The following is an 18,618-nucleotide window of genomic DNA, read 5'->3' on the forward strand; positions in this document are numbered from 1 at the left end:
GCAGCTGCAGACAGATGGTGCAATAAAACAGACCAGTCAGAAATCAATTGTTGAAGCCCAAACTAGCGAACAGAGTTACTTTGAGCGCAGTACCAAAGTTGCTACGCACGATATTAATAAAATAGACGGTAACCAGGTCAATGAAATTATGGGCGCGTTGAAAATATTGGTTGGTGAAAAGGCTATTATTACCTCGCTGGATAACCTGCTTTTAGGCAGTAACAAAGAAGTTAAAATACAAAGCGCAGAAGACATGCATCTCGACAGTGCAAAATCACTGATCATTAAAGCCAAGAATATAACCGAAGATGCAGGCACGATTAAGCTTAATGGCGGCTGTGGTGTTATTACCTGTGCGAGTATTTGTCCATTCACTGGTAAGCCACATGTAGATGGCTCCACAACCGTTTTTGCAGGGAAATAATATGGCGTTAAGTAAATCAGCATTAAAAAGTAAGATTGAAGCCGAAATGGTTAAGGGCGGTATTGTGATCGTTGGTGAGCATGCCCAGGCATCGGTATTAGCAGAAGCGATTGCTAATGCGGTTGTCGATGAGATTACTGCCAATGCAGAAGTGGGCGTGACAGGTGGTAGTTCGGTGGGGAAGTATAAGGTTAGTTAAAATCTGTGGATGAAAGGTGGACACAAGTACTGAAGATTTATCTTGATTAGGTAATGTGTGGACAGTATATGGACATATAGAAATGAAAACCGTTATATTTCAATGGTTTAACTAACTGTAAAAGGCTCCCTAAGGAGCCTTAATACACGTTTATCAGGTTTTCAGACTAAGACGTTAATTGCTTAGATTGAATCGCTGTAAGTGCGATTGTGTAAACGATATCGTCTACTAATGCGCCACGTGATAAATCATTTACTGGTTTACGCATGCCTTGCAGCATTGGACCAATAGAGATTAGGTTTGCAGAACGCTGTACCGCTTTGTAAGTTGTGTTACCAGTATTAAGATCTGGGAATACAAATACAGTCGCTTTACCAGCAACAGGGCTGTTTGGCGCTTTGCTTTTCGCAACATTTTCCATGATAGCAGCATCGTACTGTAATGGACCGTCGATGATTAGATCTGGACGACGTTCTTGTGCGATTTTAGTTGCTTCACGTACTTTCTCTACATCACTACCTTGGCCAGATGAACCAGTTGAGTAAGAGATCATAGCAACGCGAGGATCAATACCGAATGCTTTAGCTGAATCAGCTGATTGAATCGCGATGTCAGCCAGTTGAGAAGCATCTGGATCTGGGTTAATTGCACAATCACCGTACACTAACACTTGATCTGGTAGCAACATGAAGAAGATTGAAGACACTAGGTTTGAACCCGGTGCTGTTTTGATCAACTGTAGTGCTGGACGGATTGTGTTTGCTGTCGTATGAACGGCACCAGATACAAGACCATCAACTTCAGACTGCTCTAACATCATAGTCGCAAGTACAACGTTATCTTCTAGTTGCTCACGCGCTACTACTTCAGTAAGGCCTTTCCCTTTACGCAGTTCAACCATAGGTGCAACATATTTTTCACGACATGTTACAGGATCTACGATTTCAACGCCTTCAGAAAGTACGATACCTTGGCTTTCTGCAACACGTTTAATTTCAGCTGGATTACCAACAAGTACTGGTGTAGCGATGCCACGTTCAGCACAGATGTTAGCTGCTTCAATTGTACGTGGCTCTTCACCTTCAGGTAGTACAACACGTTTCTTCGCTTGACGCGCTAATTCAGTTAACTGGTAACGGAATGCTGGCGGTGATAAACGACGAGTACGTTTGGTACCAACTGTTAACGTTTCAATCCATTGCTTGTCGATGTGACTTGCGATGTATTCTTGAACTGCTTCGATGCGTTGTTTATCATCTGCAGGGATATCAAGATTGAAGTTTTGAAGCGTTAATGCAGTCTGCCAAGTATTAGTTGTAGTCAACATGATTGGTAGACCAGTTGCCATCGCTTGTTGACAAAGTTTTAATACGCTTTCGTCTGGACGAGCATCACCAGTTAATAGTAATGCGCCAATTTTAACGCCGTTCATTGCAGCAAGACATGCAGCTACGATAACGTCTGCACGATCGCCAGAAGTAACTAATAAGCCACCTGGACGGAAGTGCTGAAGCATGTTTGGAATAGAACGAGCACAAAAAGTGATACCTAGTAGACGGCGTTCTTCTAGTTCGCCTTCGTTTAAGATTTCAGCTTTTAAGTGGTTAGCAAGATCTTTTGCACGTGGTGCAATTAGCTCTGCGCTCCAAGGAATACAACCAAGGATTGGCATTGGGCTTTTGCCAAATACTTGTAGCACTTCTAGGTTATGGCTAGCATTACCTGAGTTTGCTTCAAACATTTCCGCAAGATCTGGACGGCTACGGCCAGCTTCATCAAGTGGTGCGCCAACTTTGTTGATCACACAACCAATGATACGTTTGTTTTTGCTACCACCGAAGTTTGAGCAAGCTATTTCTAAACGATCTTTAAGTTGTTCTGAAGAATCTGTGCCTGGGTTAGCCACAAACACCATTTCAGCATCAAGTGCTTTTGCGATGTTGTAGTTCACGCTGTTAGCAAATGGTTGTTTTGATGTTGGTACTAGACCTTCAACAACAACGATTTCAGCATCAACCATGTGTGATTCGAAACGTTCAACGATATCTTCAAGAAGCACGTCAGTTTTACCAGCACCGATTAATTTTTCAGCGTGTAATAAAGTGAACGGTGTTGCAGGTGATGCATTCGTTCCTTGACGGATAATTTCAGTTGATAGCTCTGGACCTTTTTCGCCTTGGCGAGGTTGAGCAACAGGTTTGAAAAAGTTAACGTTTAGGCCGTTGCGTTCAAACGCACGAACCATACCTAGACTAACAGAAGTTACGCCTACGCCTACGCCAACTGGGATAAGCATTATAGTGCGAGCCACTAGCGTCCCCTTATATTGGGATTGAGAAGAAAGAAAGATGCGGTAACACCTTTCTTATTTAAAAATGAAACTTATTTAGCGAACAATCTTAACTAGATTAAGCTTACTGCATCTTGTGCAATAACAAGTTCTTCGTTAGTAGAAATAACCATAGCTTTAATTTTACTATTTGCTGTAGTAATTGTACCTTCAGAACCAAAACGAGCCGCTGTATTTGCCGCTTCGTCAACTTCGATACCGAAGATAGAAAGTTGTTTTAATACAATTGAACGGATTACATCAGAGTTTTCACCAATACCACCAGTAAATACGATAGCGTCGATACGGCCTAAAGCAGCTGCGTATGAAGCGATGTATTTAGCTAGACGGTAGCAAGAAAGTTCCATTGCGCGAACTGCGCCAACTTGACCTTCTGCATAGCCATCTTCGATAGCACGGCAATCGCTAGAAATTTCAGAAATACCTAATAAACCACTTTCGTTGTTAAGCATGCTGTTAACTTCTGCAAGCGTGTAGTTACACTGTGTAACTAGGTGGTTGATGATGCTTGGGTCAAGATCACCACTACGCGTACCCATCACTAGTCCTTCAAGCGGAGTCATACCCATGCTTGTGTCTACTGATTTACCATCTTTAATTGCACAGATTGATGCGCCGTTACCTAGGTGACAGTTGATGATGTTAGTTTCTTCAACTTTTTGACCTAGAAGAGCAGCTGCTTCACGACCGATGAATAGGTGACTAGTACCGTGCATACCGTAACGACGGATGCCATTTTCACGGTACAGTTTGTACGGTAGTGCGTATAAGTATGCTTTTTCAGGCATAGTTTGGTGGAATGCAGTATCGAAAACAGCAACTTGAGGAAGCGCTGGGAATGCAGCTTGTGCAGCACGGATACCGATAAGATGAGCTGGGTTATGAAGCGGTGCTAATGTTGCACAGTCTTCGATACCTTGCATTACAGCATCATCAATGATTACTGATGAAGTGAATTTTTCGCCGCCGTGTACAACACGATGACCGATCGCTACGATAGCGTCGCTCATTTCTTGTTTTTCTTTAAGAATGTTATTTACGATGTATGCTACAGCTTCTTTATGAGAAGCGAATGCGCCTAGATCGGCTGTGCCTTTATTGCCGTCAAGTTTCCACTTGATGCGTGCGTTTTCTAAATTAAAGCATTCTGCAAGACCTGATAATTGTTCATCACCAGATACTGAATCAAGAACTGCGAATTTAAGAGAAGAACTACCACAGTTTAGAACTAGAACGAGTTTATTCATGCGTAAAAACCTATTATGAAATAATCAATAAAATAACTGATAACAATCCTAGCGATATTGGCTTAGGTATCGTATCTTTATTAAAGCAGAGAGATATATCTGTGCTTACTAAATTGGCTGACACTGTCATTTTTACGTACGAAATCGTATTGGGTACGACTAATGTTCGTTACTAAGTATCCATCTTAAAGAAATGACGACTTTTTAAAACTGTGAGTCATGTCACTCACATTTTCCCTTAAAGTGTTAACTGCCTCATAGTTTACTTGCAATGAGACGATATCTCAAAGTATATTTATAATAATGTTGATCTAAACCATTAGCTTAACATCTATATACTATTTTACCTGCACCATGACATGGTGTATGGTTGAGAATATAGAAAATTTTAACCTATTAGGGGAGGATGCTGATGAATGTATTTAAAAATACCTTATATAAAGGTCAACATTATATGCAGCGCTGGCCGATGAAAAAAGAACTGGCCGCACTTTTTCCTGAGAATAGAATTATTGCCGCCACGAAACTAGGCTTTAAGACTATGCCGCCATTAGCGATTTTAACTGTGATGATGCAGTATCTCTATGGTGATATGCAGCAGTTACCTGCCAGTATTGCGATTGCATTATTATTTATTACGCTACCTATGCAAGGTTTGTTCTGGTTGGGTAAACGTTCAAGTGAATTATTACCCGTGTCACTAGCAAATTGGTATCATGAACTTTACCAAGGGCTAGTAACGCAAGGTTGTGAGCTTGAGCCCGCAGTGAAAAAACCACATTACAGTGAATTGGCTGATATTTTAGAAAATGCATTTAAGCGAATGGATAAAGTATTTATGGTTAAGTAATACACGATTATGATGCCGTAACAGGCATATTTAATCTGTCAATGTACAGTTAGCCCATCAAAAATACCGATATTAAAGCGAATATCGGTATTTTTTTGTCTTTTAAACGGCGAGGGCAGTAGAGTTTGTAATAAAAGTTACGCTGTGCGTTTATAAAGCGTGATATTAAAGTCGAGCGTTAGGGTCAAATCAACCGCATATATTTCTGCTTTTTGCTCGTCACTCATCTTCCATGCTAGTGGTGTCATTTCTAATAAGTTCTTGGTGTCTTTTGCTTGCGTCAGGGTGATTTGGTCGGTTAAACGTTGCTGTTCAATCAGTTCAAACCCGGCAATATCTTCAATCTTCATGTCGTGTTTTTCAGGGGTTTGGTAAATTTTCTGCTTCAGCTCAAATAAATGATCGGCAGCGGGAGTCACTGTGAGTAAGTACCCCTTTGTTTTGATTATACGGGCTAGCTCAGCATCTTGTGATGGTGCATAAATACGTGTCACTAAATCTTGGCTGGCATCTGCGAATGGGGTGTTGTAGGCACTTGCCACACAAAAACTGATCGTCTTATAACGTTTTGCAGCATAACGGATCGCTGATTTAGATATATCTAGTCCTGCGATTTGTGGCGCTGAGTTAGCATCATTAAGAGTCGCCATAGCCTGCGCTAAGCGATGGGTGTAATACCCTTCGCCACAGCCTAAGTCGAGGATGTTTGGTGCGTTGACAGCCGTTAGCGCTTGCTGAGCAATATTATTTACCGTGTCAGATAGTGATTGATAGAAGCCTTGGTCAAGAAACTCTCGACGGGCTTGCATCATTTCTTTGTTGTCGCCGGGGTTTTTTGATTTTTTGTTTTGCACTGGGAGTAAATTGACGTAACCCTCTTTTGCTAGATCAAATTGATGGCGTTGCTCGCAAGTAAGACTTTTGTCTTGTGCGGATAAAGGGCGAGCGCAGATAGGGCAAAGGTAATTCATGTGATCTCGTTATTCTGGTATAAGGTTAGCAAAAGGCTAAAACAAAAAACCGATCATAGCATAGAGCTAGGATCGGTTTTTAATAGAATGCTGTTTGGGCGATTAATACATCACATTATCTTTGTATTTTAATAAAATATTTTTAATACGGTCCATCGTGTCTTTACTTGGTGGCGCAACACCATCAAGGGGGTAATCAAAGCCCATTGTTTTCCATTTATGTAGGCCTAATTCGTGATAAGCCAGCAATTCTACTTTTTCAATATTATCCATGTGTTGAATAAACTGACCAAGTTGATGCGCTGATGCATCATCATCAGTATAACCGGGTACCACAACATAGCGAATCCATGTTTTTTGATTACGTGTTGCTAAATGCTCTGCAAATTCGAGTGTGCGTTTATTACTGACACCTGCCAATTCCTGATGGATCTTGTCGTTCATTTGCTTTAAATCCAACATCACTAAATCAGTGACATCGAGCACTTCGTCAATCACATCGGTATATTTACGAATATAGCCGTTGGTATCTAAGCAGGTATTAACGCCTTGGGCTTGAGCTGCGATGAAAAAATCACGTACAAATTCAGGTTGTAGCATCGCTTCGCCACCGGATGCTGTGACACCACCTCCGGTTGCTTGCATAAAGGCTTTATATGAAATCAGCTCACGAACTAATTCATCAACAGTGGTTTCTGTACCTGAGTGTAAGTCCCATGAATCACGATTATGGCAATATTGGCAACGCATTAAACAGCCTTGCATGAAAACGATGAAACGGATGCCAGGGCCATCAACTGTGCCACAAGATTCGGTAGAATGAATGCGTCCTACTGTGCTACACAATTCGGTAGAATCAATAGGTTTAATAAGCGGCATAATATCTCCAAAAAATAGGGCTATACGATCATTATAAATACAAAAGCCTTACACGTGTAAGGCTTTTGTGTCTTGCTACTATAAAAACAAACGATAGTTATATTTTATAGTGTAATCACCGCCAGTCTTAGAATGACTGTTGGAACGTACGTGTGATTACATCTTGTTGTTGCTCTGATGTTAGCGAGTTGAAGCGAACCGCATAACCTGACACTCGGATGGTCAGTTGTGGGTATTTTTCAGGGTGCTTAACCGCGTCTAGCAGCATTGCACGGTCCATCACGTTTACGTTTAAGTGTTGGCCGCCTTCAATTGTACTGCTGTGCTTGAAGTAACCATCCATTAAGCCTGCGAGGTTTGTACGACGTGTATCGTCAGTTTTACCCAGTGCGTTTGGTACGATAGAGAAAGTATAAGAGATACCATCTTTTGCGTATTCAAATGGTAGTTTTGCTACTGATGTTAGGGCTGCGATTGCGCCTTTTTCATCACGGCCATGCATTGGGTTAGCACCTGGAGCGAAGGGGGCGCCTGCACGACGGCCATCAGGTGTTGTACCTGTTTTCTTACCGTATACAACGTTTGAAGTAATTGTTAGCACTGACTGTGTTGGTTTCGCATCTCGGTACATTTTGTGACTAGAGACTTTCTTCATGAAGGTTTCAACTAGGCTACAAGCGATATCATCGACACGTGAATCGTTGTTACCAAATTTAGGGTAATCGCCTTCGATTTCAAAGTCGATTGCAATACCGTTTTCATCACGAATCGGTTTAACTTTCGCATATTTAATTGCAGAAAGTGAATCAGCAGTAACAGATAGGCCAGCGATACCGCATGCCATTGTACGTTCTACGTCACGGTCATGCAGAGCCATTAATGATGCTTCATACGAATATTTATCGTGTGAATAGTGAATTGAATTTAGCGCAGTAACGTATGTTGTTGCTAACCAATCCATCATCTTGTCTAAACGTGCTGTGATATCTTCGTAGTCAAGCACATCATCAGTGATCTTGTCTGATTTAGGGCCAACTTGGATTTTCAGTTTTTCATCTACGCCACCATTGATTGTATATAACAACGCTTTAGCAAGGTTACTACGCGCGCCGAAGAACTGCATTTGTTTACCAACAATCATTGGTGATACACAACAAGCAATTGCATAGTCATCATTGTCGAAATCGGTACGCATTAAATCATCATTTTCGTACTGGATTGATGAAGTATCAATTGATACTTTCGCACAGTAGCGTTTGAAGTTTAATGGTAGGTTTTCAGCCCACAATACAGTGATGTTTGGCTCTGGTGAAGGGCCCATAGTGTATTGTGTATGTAGTACACGGAATGATGATTTAGTTACTAATGAACGACCATCTGTACCCATACCAGCGATTGTTTCTGTTGCCCAGATTGGGTCACCAGAGAATAACTCATCGTATTCAGGTGTACGTAGGAAACGCACCATACGTAGTTTCATTACGAGATGATCAATCATTTCTTGAGCGTCAGTCTCAGTAATGATACCCGCTTGTAAATCACGTTCGATGTAGACATCTAAGAAGGTGGTTACACGACCAAAGCTCATTGCAGCACCATTTTGTGATTTTACTGCGGCTAAGTAGCCGAAGTAAGTCCACTGGATCGCTTCTTTTGCGTTTGTTGCTGGTCCTGAAATATCGAAACCGTAAGTTGCCGCCATTTCTTTGATTTGTGCTAGGGCACGGTACTGCTCAGAGATCTCTTCACGTAAACGCATTGTTGCTTCAAGGTCTTCACCTGAATAGAACTTCGCTTCTAATGATTTTTGTTGTGCAAATTTATCTTTCATTAGGAAGTCGATGCCGTATACAGCAACACGACGGTAATCACCAATGATACGACCACGGCCATACGCATCAGGTAAACCCGTTAGGATACCTGACTTACGACATTTCATGATATCGCTTGTATAAACGTCGAATACACCTTGGTTGTGTGTTTTACGGTATTCAGAGAAGATTTTCTTGGTTACTGGGTCCAGTTCTTTACCGTATGCTTTACAAGAACCTTCAACCATGCGGATACCGCCATTAGCGATAATGGCACGTTTTAATGGTTTTTCAGTTTGTAGGCCAACAATTGTTTCTAGGCTTTGGTCAATATAACCTGCAGCATGTGATGTAATTGTTGATGGTACTGAAGTATCAAAATCAAGCGGCGCGTGCGTGCTGTTTTCAATTTTGATGCCTTCCATAACATTGTTCCAAAGCGTATCTGTTGCTTGGGTTGCATCGGCTAGGAAAGACTCATCACCGGTAAATTCAGTGTAGTTTTTCTGGATGAAGTCACGTAAGTTAACTTCGTTAGTCCATTCGCCAGTAGTGAAACCTTGCCACGCTTGATCAAAGATTGTTTGTTCAGTCATAAGTACACCTAATCTATTAATATTCTAAAAATTAAATTTCAAAGTTTGTTATCTGCTGTGTTTACAACAGATATTAAGATTCTTTTTTGCAGTAAATAATCCAGTACGTCATACCAACCAGTAAGCCACCACCAATTATATTGCCGATGGTGACTGGAATCAGATTGTTAAATACAAAATTAGTTAACGTTAAGTCGGTAAAGTCAGCAGGGTTGGCACCGGTTGCTAGCCAGAACTCTGGGCCTGAAAAGTTCGCAATAACATACCCGAGTGGGATCATAAACATGTTAGCGATACTGTGCTCGTAACCTGATGCAACAAACATACTCACAGGCAATGCCACCGCAACAAATTTATCGGTAATAGAGCGCGCTGCAAAACTCATCCAAACACCAAGACAAACAAGTAGGTTGGCTAGGACGCCAAGTGTGACCGCTTGAATAAAAGTATGATGCAATTTGTGTTGGGCAATCTTCATGGCATTTAGACCCCAAGCGCCATCGGCGACGAGGTGCTGCTTAGCTAATATCATTAGCATTACAAAGAAGAGGCAGCCGATAAAGTTACCGACGTAGACAACTGCCCAGTTTTTAGCGAGTTGTGCGGTTGTTATTTTGTTATTTGCACGGGCAATAATGGTTAAGATTGAGCTAGTAAATAGTTCGCCGCCACAAACAACAACAAGTAGTAGGCCAAGACTAAATGCAAACCCCCCCATGAATTTTTTTAAACCATAAGCAACATCCGTCGTTCCTGTTGTTACCGTGGTATAGAAGGCAAATGCAATAGAGATGAATACACCCGCAGTAATCGCAAGCATGAACGCTTGTTTAGGGGCTTTTGTTGCTTTTGCTACACCGATAGATTCTGCTTTTATTAGCAGTTCTGGCGGTAGGATTGCGTCAAATGGGTTTGTTGTTTTCATTACCTAGTCTCAATAAATAACTCATGCTTATTATTACCTAACTAGTGGTATTTATAAAGTGATCTAGATCAATTTCATGCTGTTTTATGTTTTTTTATTACGAAATGTAATGCTTTTAAACTTGAATACCCCTAACTGGGTGTAACTAAATTACATTAATCGCGCATTGATATGCACTTTATTTTAAATGTAAAACAAAAGTTTAATTAACTATTTAAAGTAAAGTAAACAATCATAAATACCAATATGGCGGTAGTATCCGATATTGTCTTTTGAAATTCATTTGAACTGTATTTTTTATTTTTCTAGATTATAAAACTTCAATTTAACTATCTTGCAAGTTTTAAATCTAAATAATGATGGTTTTATGTTATCTGAATGACTAATTTGTTATGTTGAATGTTGTATTTATGTTGCACTCTTTAATGTTAATTTGAATTTAAATATTGCACATGTCTTAATTGTTATAAATCGTATTTAGGATGAATAGAATGAGTAGCAGTCCCACATTAGACATCAAAAATTTGCATAAATCATTTGGTGACAATGAAGTCCTGAAAGGTATCGATCTGACTGCAAATAAAGGTGATGTAATCTCTATTATCGGTTCATCAGGTTCTGGTAAAAGTACCTTTTTACGTTGTATTAATTTATTAGAAATGCCTACGGCAGGTGACATCACCGTCAATGGCGAGTTGATCGAAATGATTGATGGCCGAGACGGTAATCGACAGATAGCGAATAAAAAACAAGTTCAGCGTATTCGGTCACGGTTAGCAATGGTGTTTCAAGGCTTTAATTTATGGTCGCATATGACGGTCATTGAGAATGTGATCGAAGCCCCTATTCATGTTTTAGGCCTCTCTCGCAGCGATGCGACTGCGAGTGCAGAGCAATATCTCAAGAAAGTTGATTTGTGGGAAAGAAAAGACTATTACCCAAGTCAGTTGTCTGGTGGTCAAAAGCAACGAGTGGCAATCGCCCGTGCATTAGCCGTAGAGCCGGAAGTATTGTTATTTGATGAACCAACTTCTGCGCTTGATCCTGAATTGGTAGGTGAAGTATTACGTGTAATGCAAAGTCTAGCTGAAGAAGGTCGAACCATGCTGGTGGTCACTCACGAGATGGCATTTGCACGTGATGTATCGACCAAAGTTATCTTCTTACACCAAGGTCAAATCGAAGAGCAGGGCGATCCGAAAGAATTGTTTGATAACCCGAAATCAGAACGCGTTAAGCAGTTCTTAGCTCCAAAGTATTAATGTGGCACCCAGATATTAACGTTTAGTGGTTTTACTGAGCGTAATGATAAAACCAGAATTATAAAAAATAACTATAAAAATAGTCATACAACAAACACAAGATCATTGATTGATCTCATTATAATAATAGGGAAATACTTATGAAAAAATTAGCGAGCGTTATTGCCACAAGCTTATTACTTTCTACAGCTGTTGCAGCAAAAGAATGGACAGATGTTCGTCTAGGTGTTGACTCACCTTATAAGCCATTTGAATATAAAACGCCTGATGGCGAGCTAACAGGTTTTGAAATTGATTTGGGTAATGAAGTATGTAAACGTGCTAACTGGAATTGTACTTGGGTTGTACAATCTTGGGACGGTATTATTCCTGGTTTATTATCACGCAAATACGATGCTATTTTTTCTTCAATGTCGATTACTGACGCGCGTAAGAAAAAGGTACTTTTCTCTGAACCTTACTACAATACACCAAGCGCTTGGTTTGCAGCAGCAGACTTTAAACTTGATGTAACAGATAAAGCGGCATTCAAAAAATTACGTATCGGTGTTCAACGCGGTACAGTACAAGACACACACGTCACTGATAATTATGCTAGCAAGAATACAATTAAGCGTTATAACACTAGTGGTGACTTATTGCTTGATCTTGAAGGCGGTCGTTTAGACATGGTGTTACTGGATTTCCCTGTCGGTGATACCACGTTACTTATCCCTGAGAAAAAAGGCGCTTATGCAGCCGTTGGTGATACATTCCAGCTGGGTGAAGGCATGGGGGTAGCAATGCGTAAACGTGATAAATCACTTGCAGCAACCTTCAATAAAGTATTAGCAGAAATTAAAACGGATGGTACTTACGAGATTATCCAGGCTAAATACTTCAGCTACAGTATTAAAATGTAGTCTCTTTATCTATGATAAAAATGGGGGCTTAGTTAAGGCTATTAGTTAAGACTAGGCGCTCAATGCTTTTCTGGGAATATTATGTTAGATCTCCAAGGTTATGGGCCAGGTATATTTAATGGCGCTATATTGACCGTTAAACTCGCCATCTTTTCATTAATCATCGCTGTGTTACTCGGTCTGATTACTGCTGTCGCACGTTATTCCGGTGGTAAAATTGCGTCTGTATTAGCGGTGTCTTATACCAGTTTAGTCCGTGGTGTGCCGGATTTGGTCTTAATGATGCTAATTTATTTTGGCTTGCAAGTCGGACTCAATAATTTTTCGGAATGGTTGTACGAATTACATGAAACCTATGCCATTAATGCGTTTTATATTGAACAAGGCTGGTTAACATTATCTGCGTTTTATGAAGATGGTATGTATTTTACTATCGATGAATTTAGTGCCGGAGTGGTGACAATTGGTTTCATTTTTGGCGCCTACATGGGTGAGACGTTTCGTGGTGCGTTATTGTCTGTAGATAAAGGCCAACTAGAAGCCGCAACGGCTTATGGGATGTCAGAGTGGCAAGTGTTTCATCGTGTGATGTTTCCACAGATGATGCGTTTTGCGCTGCCGGGTATTGGTAACAACTGGTTAGTACTGGTGAAAACAACCGCGCTAGTATCGATTATCGGTTTATCTGATATGGTTAAGTTAGCGAAAGAAGCGGCAATGACAACCTACGAACCTTTTTTATTTTTTATTCCTGTGGCGTTTGTGTATTTAGCAATTACAACCGTGAGTGAAATTGTACTGAAATATTTAGAACGTCATTTCAGCAAAGGCGTAGAAGGTCATTAATATGTTAGATCAACTGATTACTTTGCTTGAGCAAAATGAAATGTTTACCCCAAGTACCTTAAATGAGTATTGGGATGGCACGGTATTGACGGTACAACTGACTTTCTTGTCTGTTGTTATTGGTTTCTTTTTGGCGGTGCCGTTGGCGATCATGCGTACGAGTCAGTATGTGTGGTTATCACGTGGTATTTGGGTATTTACTTATGTGTTTCGTGGTACACCGTTATTGATCCAGTTGTATCTGATTTATTATGGTGTGACCATGATTGATGATATTCAAGACAGTTCAATATGGTTTTTACTCGAAGATGCATTTTACCCTTGTTTGCTAGCGTTTGTGTTAAATACGGCTGCATACAGCACCGAGATTATTCGTGGTTCATTGGTGACAACCGATAAAGGTGAAATTGAAGCGGCACAAGCATATGGTATGAATTATTGGCAGATTTTGCGCCGTATCATCTTACCGTCGGCATTCCGTCGTGCATTGCCTGCTTACAGTAATGAAGTTATTTTTATGCTGCATGCAACGTCAATCGCCAGTGTCGTGACCTTGGTTGATATCACAGGGGCGGGCTACAATGTGTATTCACGTTTTTATGCCCCCTTTGAAGCATTTATTTTTGCGGGTGCTATCTATCTGTGTTTATGCTTTACTATTTTCGCCGTATTCAAAAGGCTAGAAAAACGCGCATTTAGGCATCTTGCTTAACGATTTACATCGTGATTGTATCGTACAGTTAATAAATAAGAGGCCGTTTTGTATTAACATGGCGGCCTTTGATTAATGACCGATCCTCTTTGCTTACTGAGCATTGTTCGCAATTTTCTGTTGCGTTATCTGTGTATCGTTAATTGTATAACGTGAGGCCAGCAAATAAGTGATGTAAAACTTATAAATATTGTTCACGTAATTTACTGTTTCTTTACCTATGGTCTCCGCGGCTATTTTCTCGACATTATTAAACCAAATGTTGGGGTTTAACCCTTCCTTTAATGCCCGTTTTCTTAATTGTATTAACTTCGCAGGTCCAGCGTTATAGGCGGCAAAACTCAATAATAGCGAGTCTAACTTGGCAATGTTTTTATGGCTAAAGTAACGTTGTTTCATAAAGTGTAAGTACTTAACACCTGCATGGATATTACTTTCCACGTTGTTGATATTCGTTATATTGACGTAAGGTTCATTCGCCGTTGATGGTAATATTTGCATCACGCCGACAGCACCTCGATGACTAATAGCTTTTTGGTTAAGCCGAGACTCCTGATAGGCTTGCGCAAGAATAAGTTGCCAATCAAATTCATACTGTTCTGCGTATTTTTTAATGATTTTTTCAGTTTCTAAATAGCGTTTTTCAAACTGCTGATGGATTACTTTACTCAGCCAACGATGGCTAACTAAATAGCGACGGTGCAGAATGTTGCCTATCTTAGTGCCTTTTTTATGCTTATGAATAAACTGATTTAAACTGCGAGTTAATTGTGGTGTGTGATTACGTACTGCCCAGGTGCTCGGAATATTATTACCGATGACTAATCGTGGGTGTAGTTTTATGTTTTTATATAATTTTTGCCATAGTCGTAAGCCATGGTTAGAGATCATAGTCATGAAAATTTGCTTGTTGTCGACCATATCTAATAGTTCGTAATCTTCGAGTTCATCAGCCACGATATTGATGTAAATAGGTTGTCTTTTTAGTTGGAATAACTGCTGGTTGATAATGTCTAATTGCTGGTGATAAATACTATTTCGACGAATCCAAATTTCTTTGCCTGATAGTTGCTTTATATCTTTATATTCAATCGTAGAGTCATGACTGATGAGCAATAATTGATTGTTGGTATATATGGGCTCTGTATGGGTTACTTGGTTTTGTTGGCGTAAAGGTGTCATTAGGGGGCCAATTGCAATATCACCATAACCTTGTGCAAGTAAGTTGATTATTTGGCTACTGGGTACTGGAATAAACAAGATATTGAGTTTCAACTTGGTGTTTTTGAAGTATTTACGGTTTAGGTGTTTTTCGTATTCTCGCATCATGTCATAAGCAAAACCACGCGGACGACTTTGGTAAATAAAATAATAAGCGGGGTGATTAACAACTAAGACTTTGATAATACGCTTTTTTAATAGTGAGGGGAGGTCTTCAAAGCTGGGGCGGCTGTGGATATTCATTTGTTGTTGCGCTACAGAGTTTGAAAATGTTGAGCTTGCCAAATTAGAAGCGGCATTAGCGGAATATTGAGCATTGCAGGGCGATATGTTTACAACGACACAGAGAAGTAAGCTGTTTGTTGCTGTTACGCATATCTTAGTCCACTGCATAGTTATCATCGCTTTTGATATGTGAATGTCGGGGTAACACTAAGGTTAGACACATATTTCTAAAATGCGGTTTTGAGATTTTAAATAGCTTAGGGATATTCGCCTAAGCTATTGTTATCGGTTAACAACTTTTATTCGCTAAATGTTGTCCAGATTGGCGCATGATCCGATGGTTTTTCAATACCACGTAGTTCATAATCGACATCACTCTCAATTACTTTAGCGTTCAATGTTGCCGTTGCTAAGATCACGTCAATACGTAATCCACGGTTGTCTGGGAAACCTTTTGAGCGGTAATCAAACCAACTATAACGATCTGTTACTTCTGGTTTAATGGTACGAAATGTATCGTGTAAGCCAAAACTTTGCAGTTTTGCTAACCATTCACGTTCTTCTGGTTGGAAGCTACACTTACCTGTTTTTAACCAGCGTTTCGCATTTGGTTCACCGATGCCGATATCTTCATCTGCTGGAGAGATATTGATGTCGCCCATCACAATCACATCATCTTCTGCTGTGTGATTGTCGTTAAGGTATACGTTTAGATCTTGGTAGAATTTACGCTTGTTCGGGTATTTCGTCTCATGGCTGATGTTTTCGCCTTGTGGGAAGTAACCGTTTAACACTGTGATCGGTTTGCCAGATGTTTGGTCAAACGTCACCATGATCATACGTTTTTGTGCTTCTTCGTCATCGGTAGGGAAGCCGTATTGCACTTTAATTGCTTCTGCCTCTGCCACTGTGCTTTTCTTCACCATCATAGCAACACCGTAATGTGCTTTTTGACCGTGAAAGAATACGTGATAACCCATTTCTTCAACAGCTGCTACAGGGAACATTTCGTTGTGAACTTTGATTTCTTGTAAACCAATTACGTCAGGTGAATGCTTGTCTATGATAGCTTGTAGCTGATGTAATCGAGCGCGAAGGCCATTTATATTAAATGAAATTATTTTCATTGGTTTTTAACCCTTTGTTATCTGAAAACCTTTATATGTATAGCTTCTATTATTCGCGCGTCAGTTACTAGGGAAATTTTAAACGTTTTGTCATTTGTGCAAAAAGGGGACAGTTTTGAATGCATGTTAATAGTTCTGCTGTTTAGTCATGCAAGTGGCATTGAGACAGAGTTAAATGATGATCCTCATATCTTATTACTGTTGATAGTATATGGAACGACTCTGCAGATAATGAATGAAATGGTTAGACGTATGGGGAATGGTTCTTGTAATACCTAACGTTTAGATAAGTCGATTGATTAGACTATAACCTAGCTAAAACAGAGGCTTTATAATGAGAGTATTTTGTAAATACTGCAGTAATAAAGCGCCCAGTAATTAGTTATTCAACTACAGATTGTTCGAATGAGAAAAATTCCAGTGGAAAAGCAGGGTCCAAAGTTTAAATGTGATAGTTATTTACTAAGGTTATTTCTTTTGTGGTATTTTGGATGTATAACATTGTTTTAATTGTCATTATGTATTATTGATTAGTCATTCTAGCTTTTAAGTAATCATCACACAAAAGGATTTAAGGTGAAACGTAAACTATTACTCGCCACTCTCACTGCCTCTATTGTTCTTTCTGGTTGTTCAAATACCTTGGTAACGCCAGAAATTGCTAAACATAATCAGGCTGCCTCAGAATATAATTTAGCCAATAATTATTATTACGGTGATGGAGTTATCCAGAACTATAGCAAAGCTGTGGATTTGTACCGAAAATCTGCTGAGCTGGGCCATGCCAGTGCACAAACATACCTTGGTTATATGTACGATGAAGGACTGGGTGTTAAGCAAAGTGACTATGAAGCAGTAAATTGGTATAGCAAAGCAGCTGCACAGGGTTATGCCCAAGCGCAATATAATCTTGGAGTCATGTATAGAAATGGACATGGTGTTGCTCTGAATTACAGCGCAGCCGTGAGTTGGTATCGTAAAGCTGCTGAGCAAGGTTACGCAGAAGCGCAAACAAGCCTTGGCTATATGTACGACAAAGGACTTGGTCTCACCCTGAGTCACAGTAAAGCGCTAATTTGGTATCAGGAGGCGGCTGAGCAAGGTTATGCCAGAGCGCAAATAAACCTTGGTTGGATGTACGAAGAAGGACTTGGTGTTGAGCAGAGTTACAGTGACGCGGTGAATTGGTATCGTAAGGCTGCTGGGCAGGGTTATGCTCTAGCGCAAAATAACCTTGGTGTAATGTATGAAGAAGGACTTGGTGTTGAGCAGAGTTACAGTGAAGCGGTGAATTGGTATCGTAAGGCAGCTGAGCAAGGTAATGCCAGAGCGCAAAATAACCTTGGTGTTATGCATGAATATGGACAAGGTGTCGCTCAGAGTTACAGTGAGGCGGTGAATTGGTATCGTAAGGCATCTGAGAAAGGTTATGCCAGAGCGCAATATAATCTTGCTTTAATGTACAGGCATGGACATGGCGTTGCTAAGAATTACAGCAAAGCGGTTAATTGGTATCAAAAGTCGGCTGGTCAGGGTAACGCTTGTGCGCAATCAAACCTTGGTTATATGTACGCAGAAGGATTTGGTGTCACTCGGAGTTACAGCGAGGCGGTGAGCTGGTATCGCAAGGCCGCTGAGCAAGGTCATGCTATGGCACAAAATAATCTTGGTTTTATGTATGATGAAGGACATGGTGTTACTCAGAGTCACGGTGACGCATTGAATTGGTATAGTAAGGCGGCTGAACAGGGGAACTCTGAAGCTCAATTTAGTTTGGGTAAAATGTATGAACACGGATTAGGTGTAACCCAGAGTAAGATCGAAGCCTTAACTTGGTACCGTAAAGCGGCAGAAAAAAACCATATTAAAGCTAAAAACAAATTGAAATACTTAGAAGGTATCTAATATCTAAGTCTAACATTTGTAATTAATCAGCCCCCTCATGCGGGGCTATTATCGCTGATAGCCCAAGCCCTTCAGGTTTATTGAGGCAAGAAATCACAATTTACCCAAATCAATTAAGTGGTGCTAATGTTATGGGACCCTGTAAATGATTCTGTGTAATTACCAT

General features: G+C 40.3%; 15 protein-coding genes and 1 pseudogene. 8 read left to right on the top strand and 8 right to left on the bottom strand.

The window, feature by feature from the left end; genetic code table 11:
- Together BT797_RS04375 and BT797_RS04380 are read left to right on the top strand one after the other, a co-directional pair.
- A pseudogene (locus BT797_RS04375) lies at positions 1–424 on the top strand (hypothetical protein); the annotation flags it as partial.
- Between the two features lies 1 nt (position 425).
- Positions 426–623 carry a hypothetical protein gene (locus tag BT797_RS04380; RefSeq protein ID WP_075471185.1) on the top strand — a complete coding sequence of 66 codons (198 nt, stop codon included), beginning with the start codon at positions 426–428 and terminating at the stop codon, positions 621–623.
- Between the two features lie 166 nt (positions 624–789).
- Here BT797_RS04380 and pta read toward each other — a convergent pair whose 3' ends face one another.
- Both pta and BT797_RS04390 read right to left on the bottom strand, forming a co-directional pair.
- A complete protein-coding gene (pta, locus tag BT797_RS04385) occupies positions 790–2,919 on the bottom strand; it encodes a phosphate acetyltransferase (protein WP_045112451.1) in 2,130 nt (709 codons plus the stop codon).
- Positions 2,920–3,026: 107 nt separating this feature from the next.
- Positions 3,027–4,220, bottom strand: coding sequence for an acetate kinase (locus BT797_RS04390; protein ID WP_045109617.1), 1,194 nt, complete (start codon positions 4,218–4,220; stop codon positions 3,027–3,029).
- Positions 4,221–4,632: 412 nt separating this feature from the next.
- Between BT797_RS04390 and yfbV the strand changes: the two genes are divergently transcribed.
- The gene (yfbV, locus tag BT797_RS04395) at positions 4,633–5,070 is read left to right on the top strand and encodes a terminus macrodomain insulation protein YfbV (RefSeq protein ID WP_045109618.1); all 438 of its coding nucleotides are present in this window, start codon (positions 4,633–4,635) and stop codon (positions 5,068–5,070) included.
- Positions 5,071–5,207: 137 nt separating this feature from the next.
- Here the strand turns inward: yfbV and rlmA are convergent, their stop codons facing one another.
- The 4 genes from rlmA to focA all read right to left on the bottom strand — a co-directional run bounded on the left by rlmA (position 5,208) and on the right by focA (position 10,252).
- The gene (rlmA, locus tag BT797_RS04400; RefSeq protein ID WP_075471186.1) at positions 5,208–6,041 is read right to left on the bottom strand and encodes a 23S rRNA (guanine(745)-N(1))-methyltransferase; all 834 of its coding nucleotides are present in this window, start codon (positions 6,039–6,041) and stop codon (positions 5,208–5,210) included.
- Between the two features lie 102 nt (positions 6,042–6,143).
- Complete coding sequence (pflA, locus tag BT797_RS04405) at positions 6,144–6,920, bottom strand: pyruvate formate lyase 1-activating protein (protein WP_045109620.1); 777 nt, start codon at positions 6,918–6,920, stop codon at positions 6,144–6,146.
- Positions 6,921–7,047: 127 nt separating this feature from the next.
- Complete coding sequence (pflB, locus tag BT797_RS04410) at positions 7,048–9,327, bottom strand: formate C-acetyltransferase (protein ID WP_045109621.1); 2,280 nt, start codon at positions 9,325–9,327, stop codon at positions 7,048–7,050.
- A 73-nt stretch (positions 9,328–9,400) separates the two neighbouring features.
- Positions 9,401–10,252 carry a formate transporter FocA gene (focA, locus tag BT797_RS04415; protein WP_045109622.1) on the bottom strand — a complete coding sequence of 284 codons (852 nt, stop codon included), beginning with the start codon at positions 10,250–10,252 and terminating at the stop codon, positions 9,401–9,403.
- 491 nt (positions 10,253–10,743) lie between these two features.
- Between focA and BT797_RS04420 the strand changes: the two genes are divergently transcribed.
- The 4 genes from BT797_RS04420 to BT797_RS04435 all read left to right on the top strand — a co-directional run bounded on the left by BT797_RS04420 (position 10,744) and on the right by BT797_RS04435 (position 13,974).
- Positions 10,744–11,514 (top strand): ABC transporter ATP-binding protein, encoded by a 771-nt coding sequence (locus BT797_RS04420; RefSeq protein ID WP_045109623.1) that lies wholly within the window; start codon positions 10,744–10,746, stop codon positions 11,512–11,514.
- A gap of 140 nt (positions 11,515–11,654) precedes the next feature.
- Positions 11,655–12,416: a transporter substrate-binding domain-containing protein gene (locus BT797_RS04425; RefSeq protein ID WP_045109624.1), complete on the top strand. Its 762-nt coding sequence runs from the start codon at positions 11,655–11,657 to the stop codon at positions 12,414–12,416.
- Positions 12,417–12,497: 81 nt separating this feature from the next.
- Positions 12,498–13,262 (top strand): ABC transporter permease, encoded by a 765-nt coding sequence (locus tag BT797_RS04430; RefSeq protein ID WP_045109625.1) that lies wholly within the window; start codon positions 12,498–12,500, stop codon positions 13,260–13,262.
- A 1-nt stretch (position 13,263) separates the two neighbouring features.
- A complete protein-coding gene (locus BT797_RS04435; protein ID WP_045109626.1) occupies positions 13,264–13,974 on the top strand; it encodes an ABC transporter permease in 711 nt (236 codons plus the stop codon).
- A gap of 93 nt (positions 13,975–14,067) precedes the next feature.
- Here the strand turns inward: BT797_RS04435 and BT797_RS04440 are convergent, their stop codons facing one another.
- Positions 14,068–15,588 carry an MltF family protein gene (locus BT797_RS04440; RefSeq protein ID WP_244534297.1) on the bottom strand — a complete coding sequence of 507 codons (1,521 nt, stop codon included), beginning with the start codon at positions 15,586–15,588 and terminating at the stop codon, positions 14,068–14,070.
- Between the two features lie 131 nt (positions 15,589–15,719).
- A complete protein-coding gene (xthA, locus tag BT797_RS04445; protein ID WP_075471187.1) occupies positions 15,720–16,547 on the bottom strand; it encodes an exodeoxyribonuclease III in 828 nt (275 codons plus the stop codon).
- A 576-nt stretch (positions 16,548–17,123) separates the two neighbouring features.
- Between xthA and BT797_RS04450 the strand changes: the two genes are divergently transcribed.
- Positions 17,124–18,452: an SEL1-like repeat protein gene (locus tag BT797_RS04450; RefSeq protein ID WP_075471188.1), complete on the top strand. Its 1,329-nt coding sequence runs from the start codon at positions 17,124–17,126 to the stop codon at positions 18,450–18,452.
- Positions 18,453–18,618: the final 166 nt, after the last annotated feature.

Origin of the sequence: Moritella viscosa (genome assembly GCF_900120065.1) — a bacterium.
Taxonomy (GTDB): Bacteria; Pseudomonadota; Gammaproteobacteria; order Enterobacterales; family Moritellaceae; genus Moritella; species Moritella viscosa.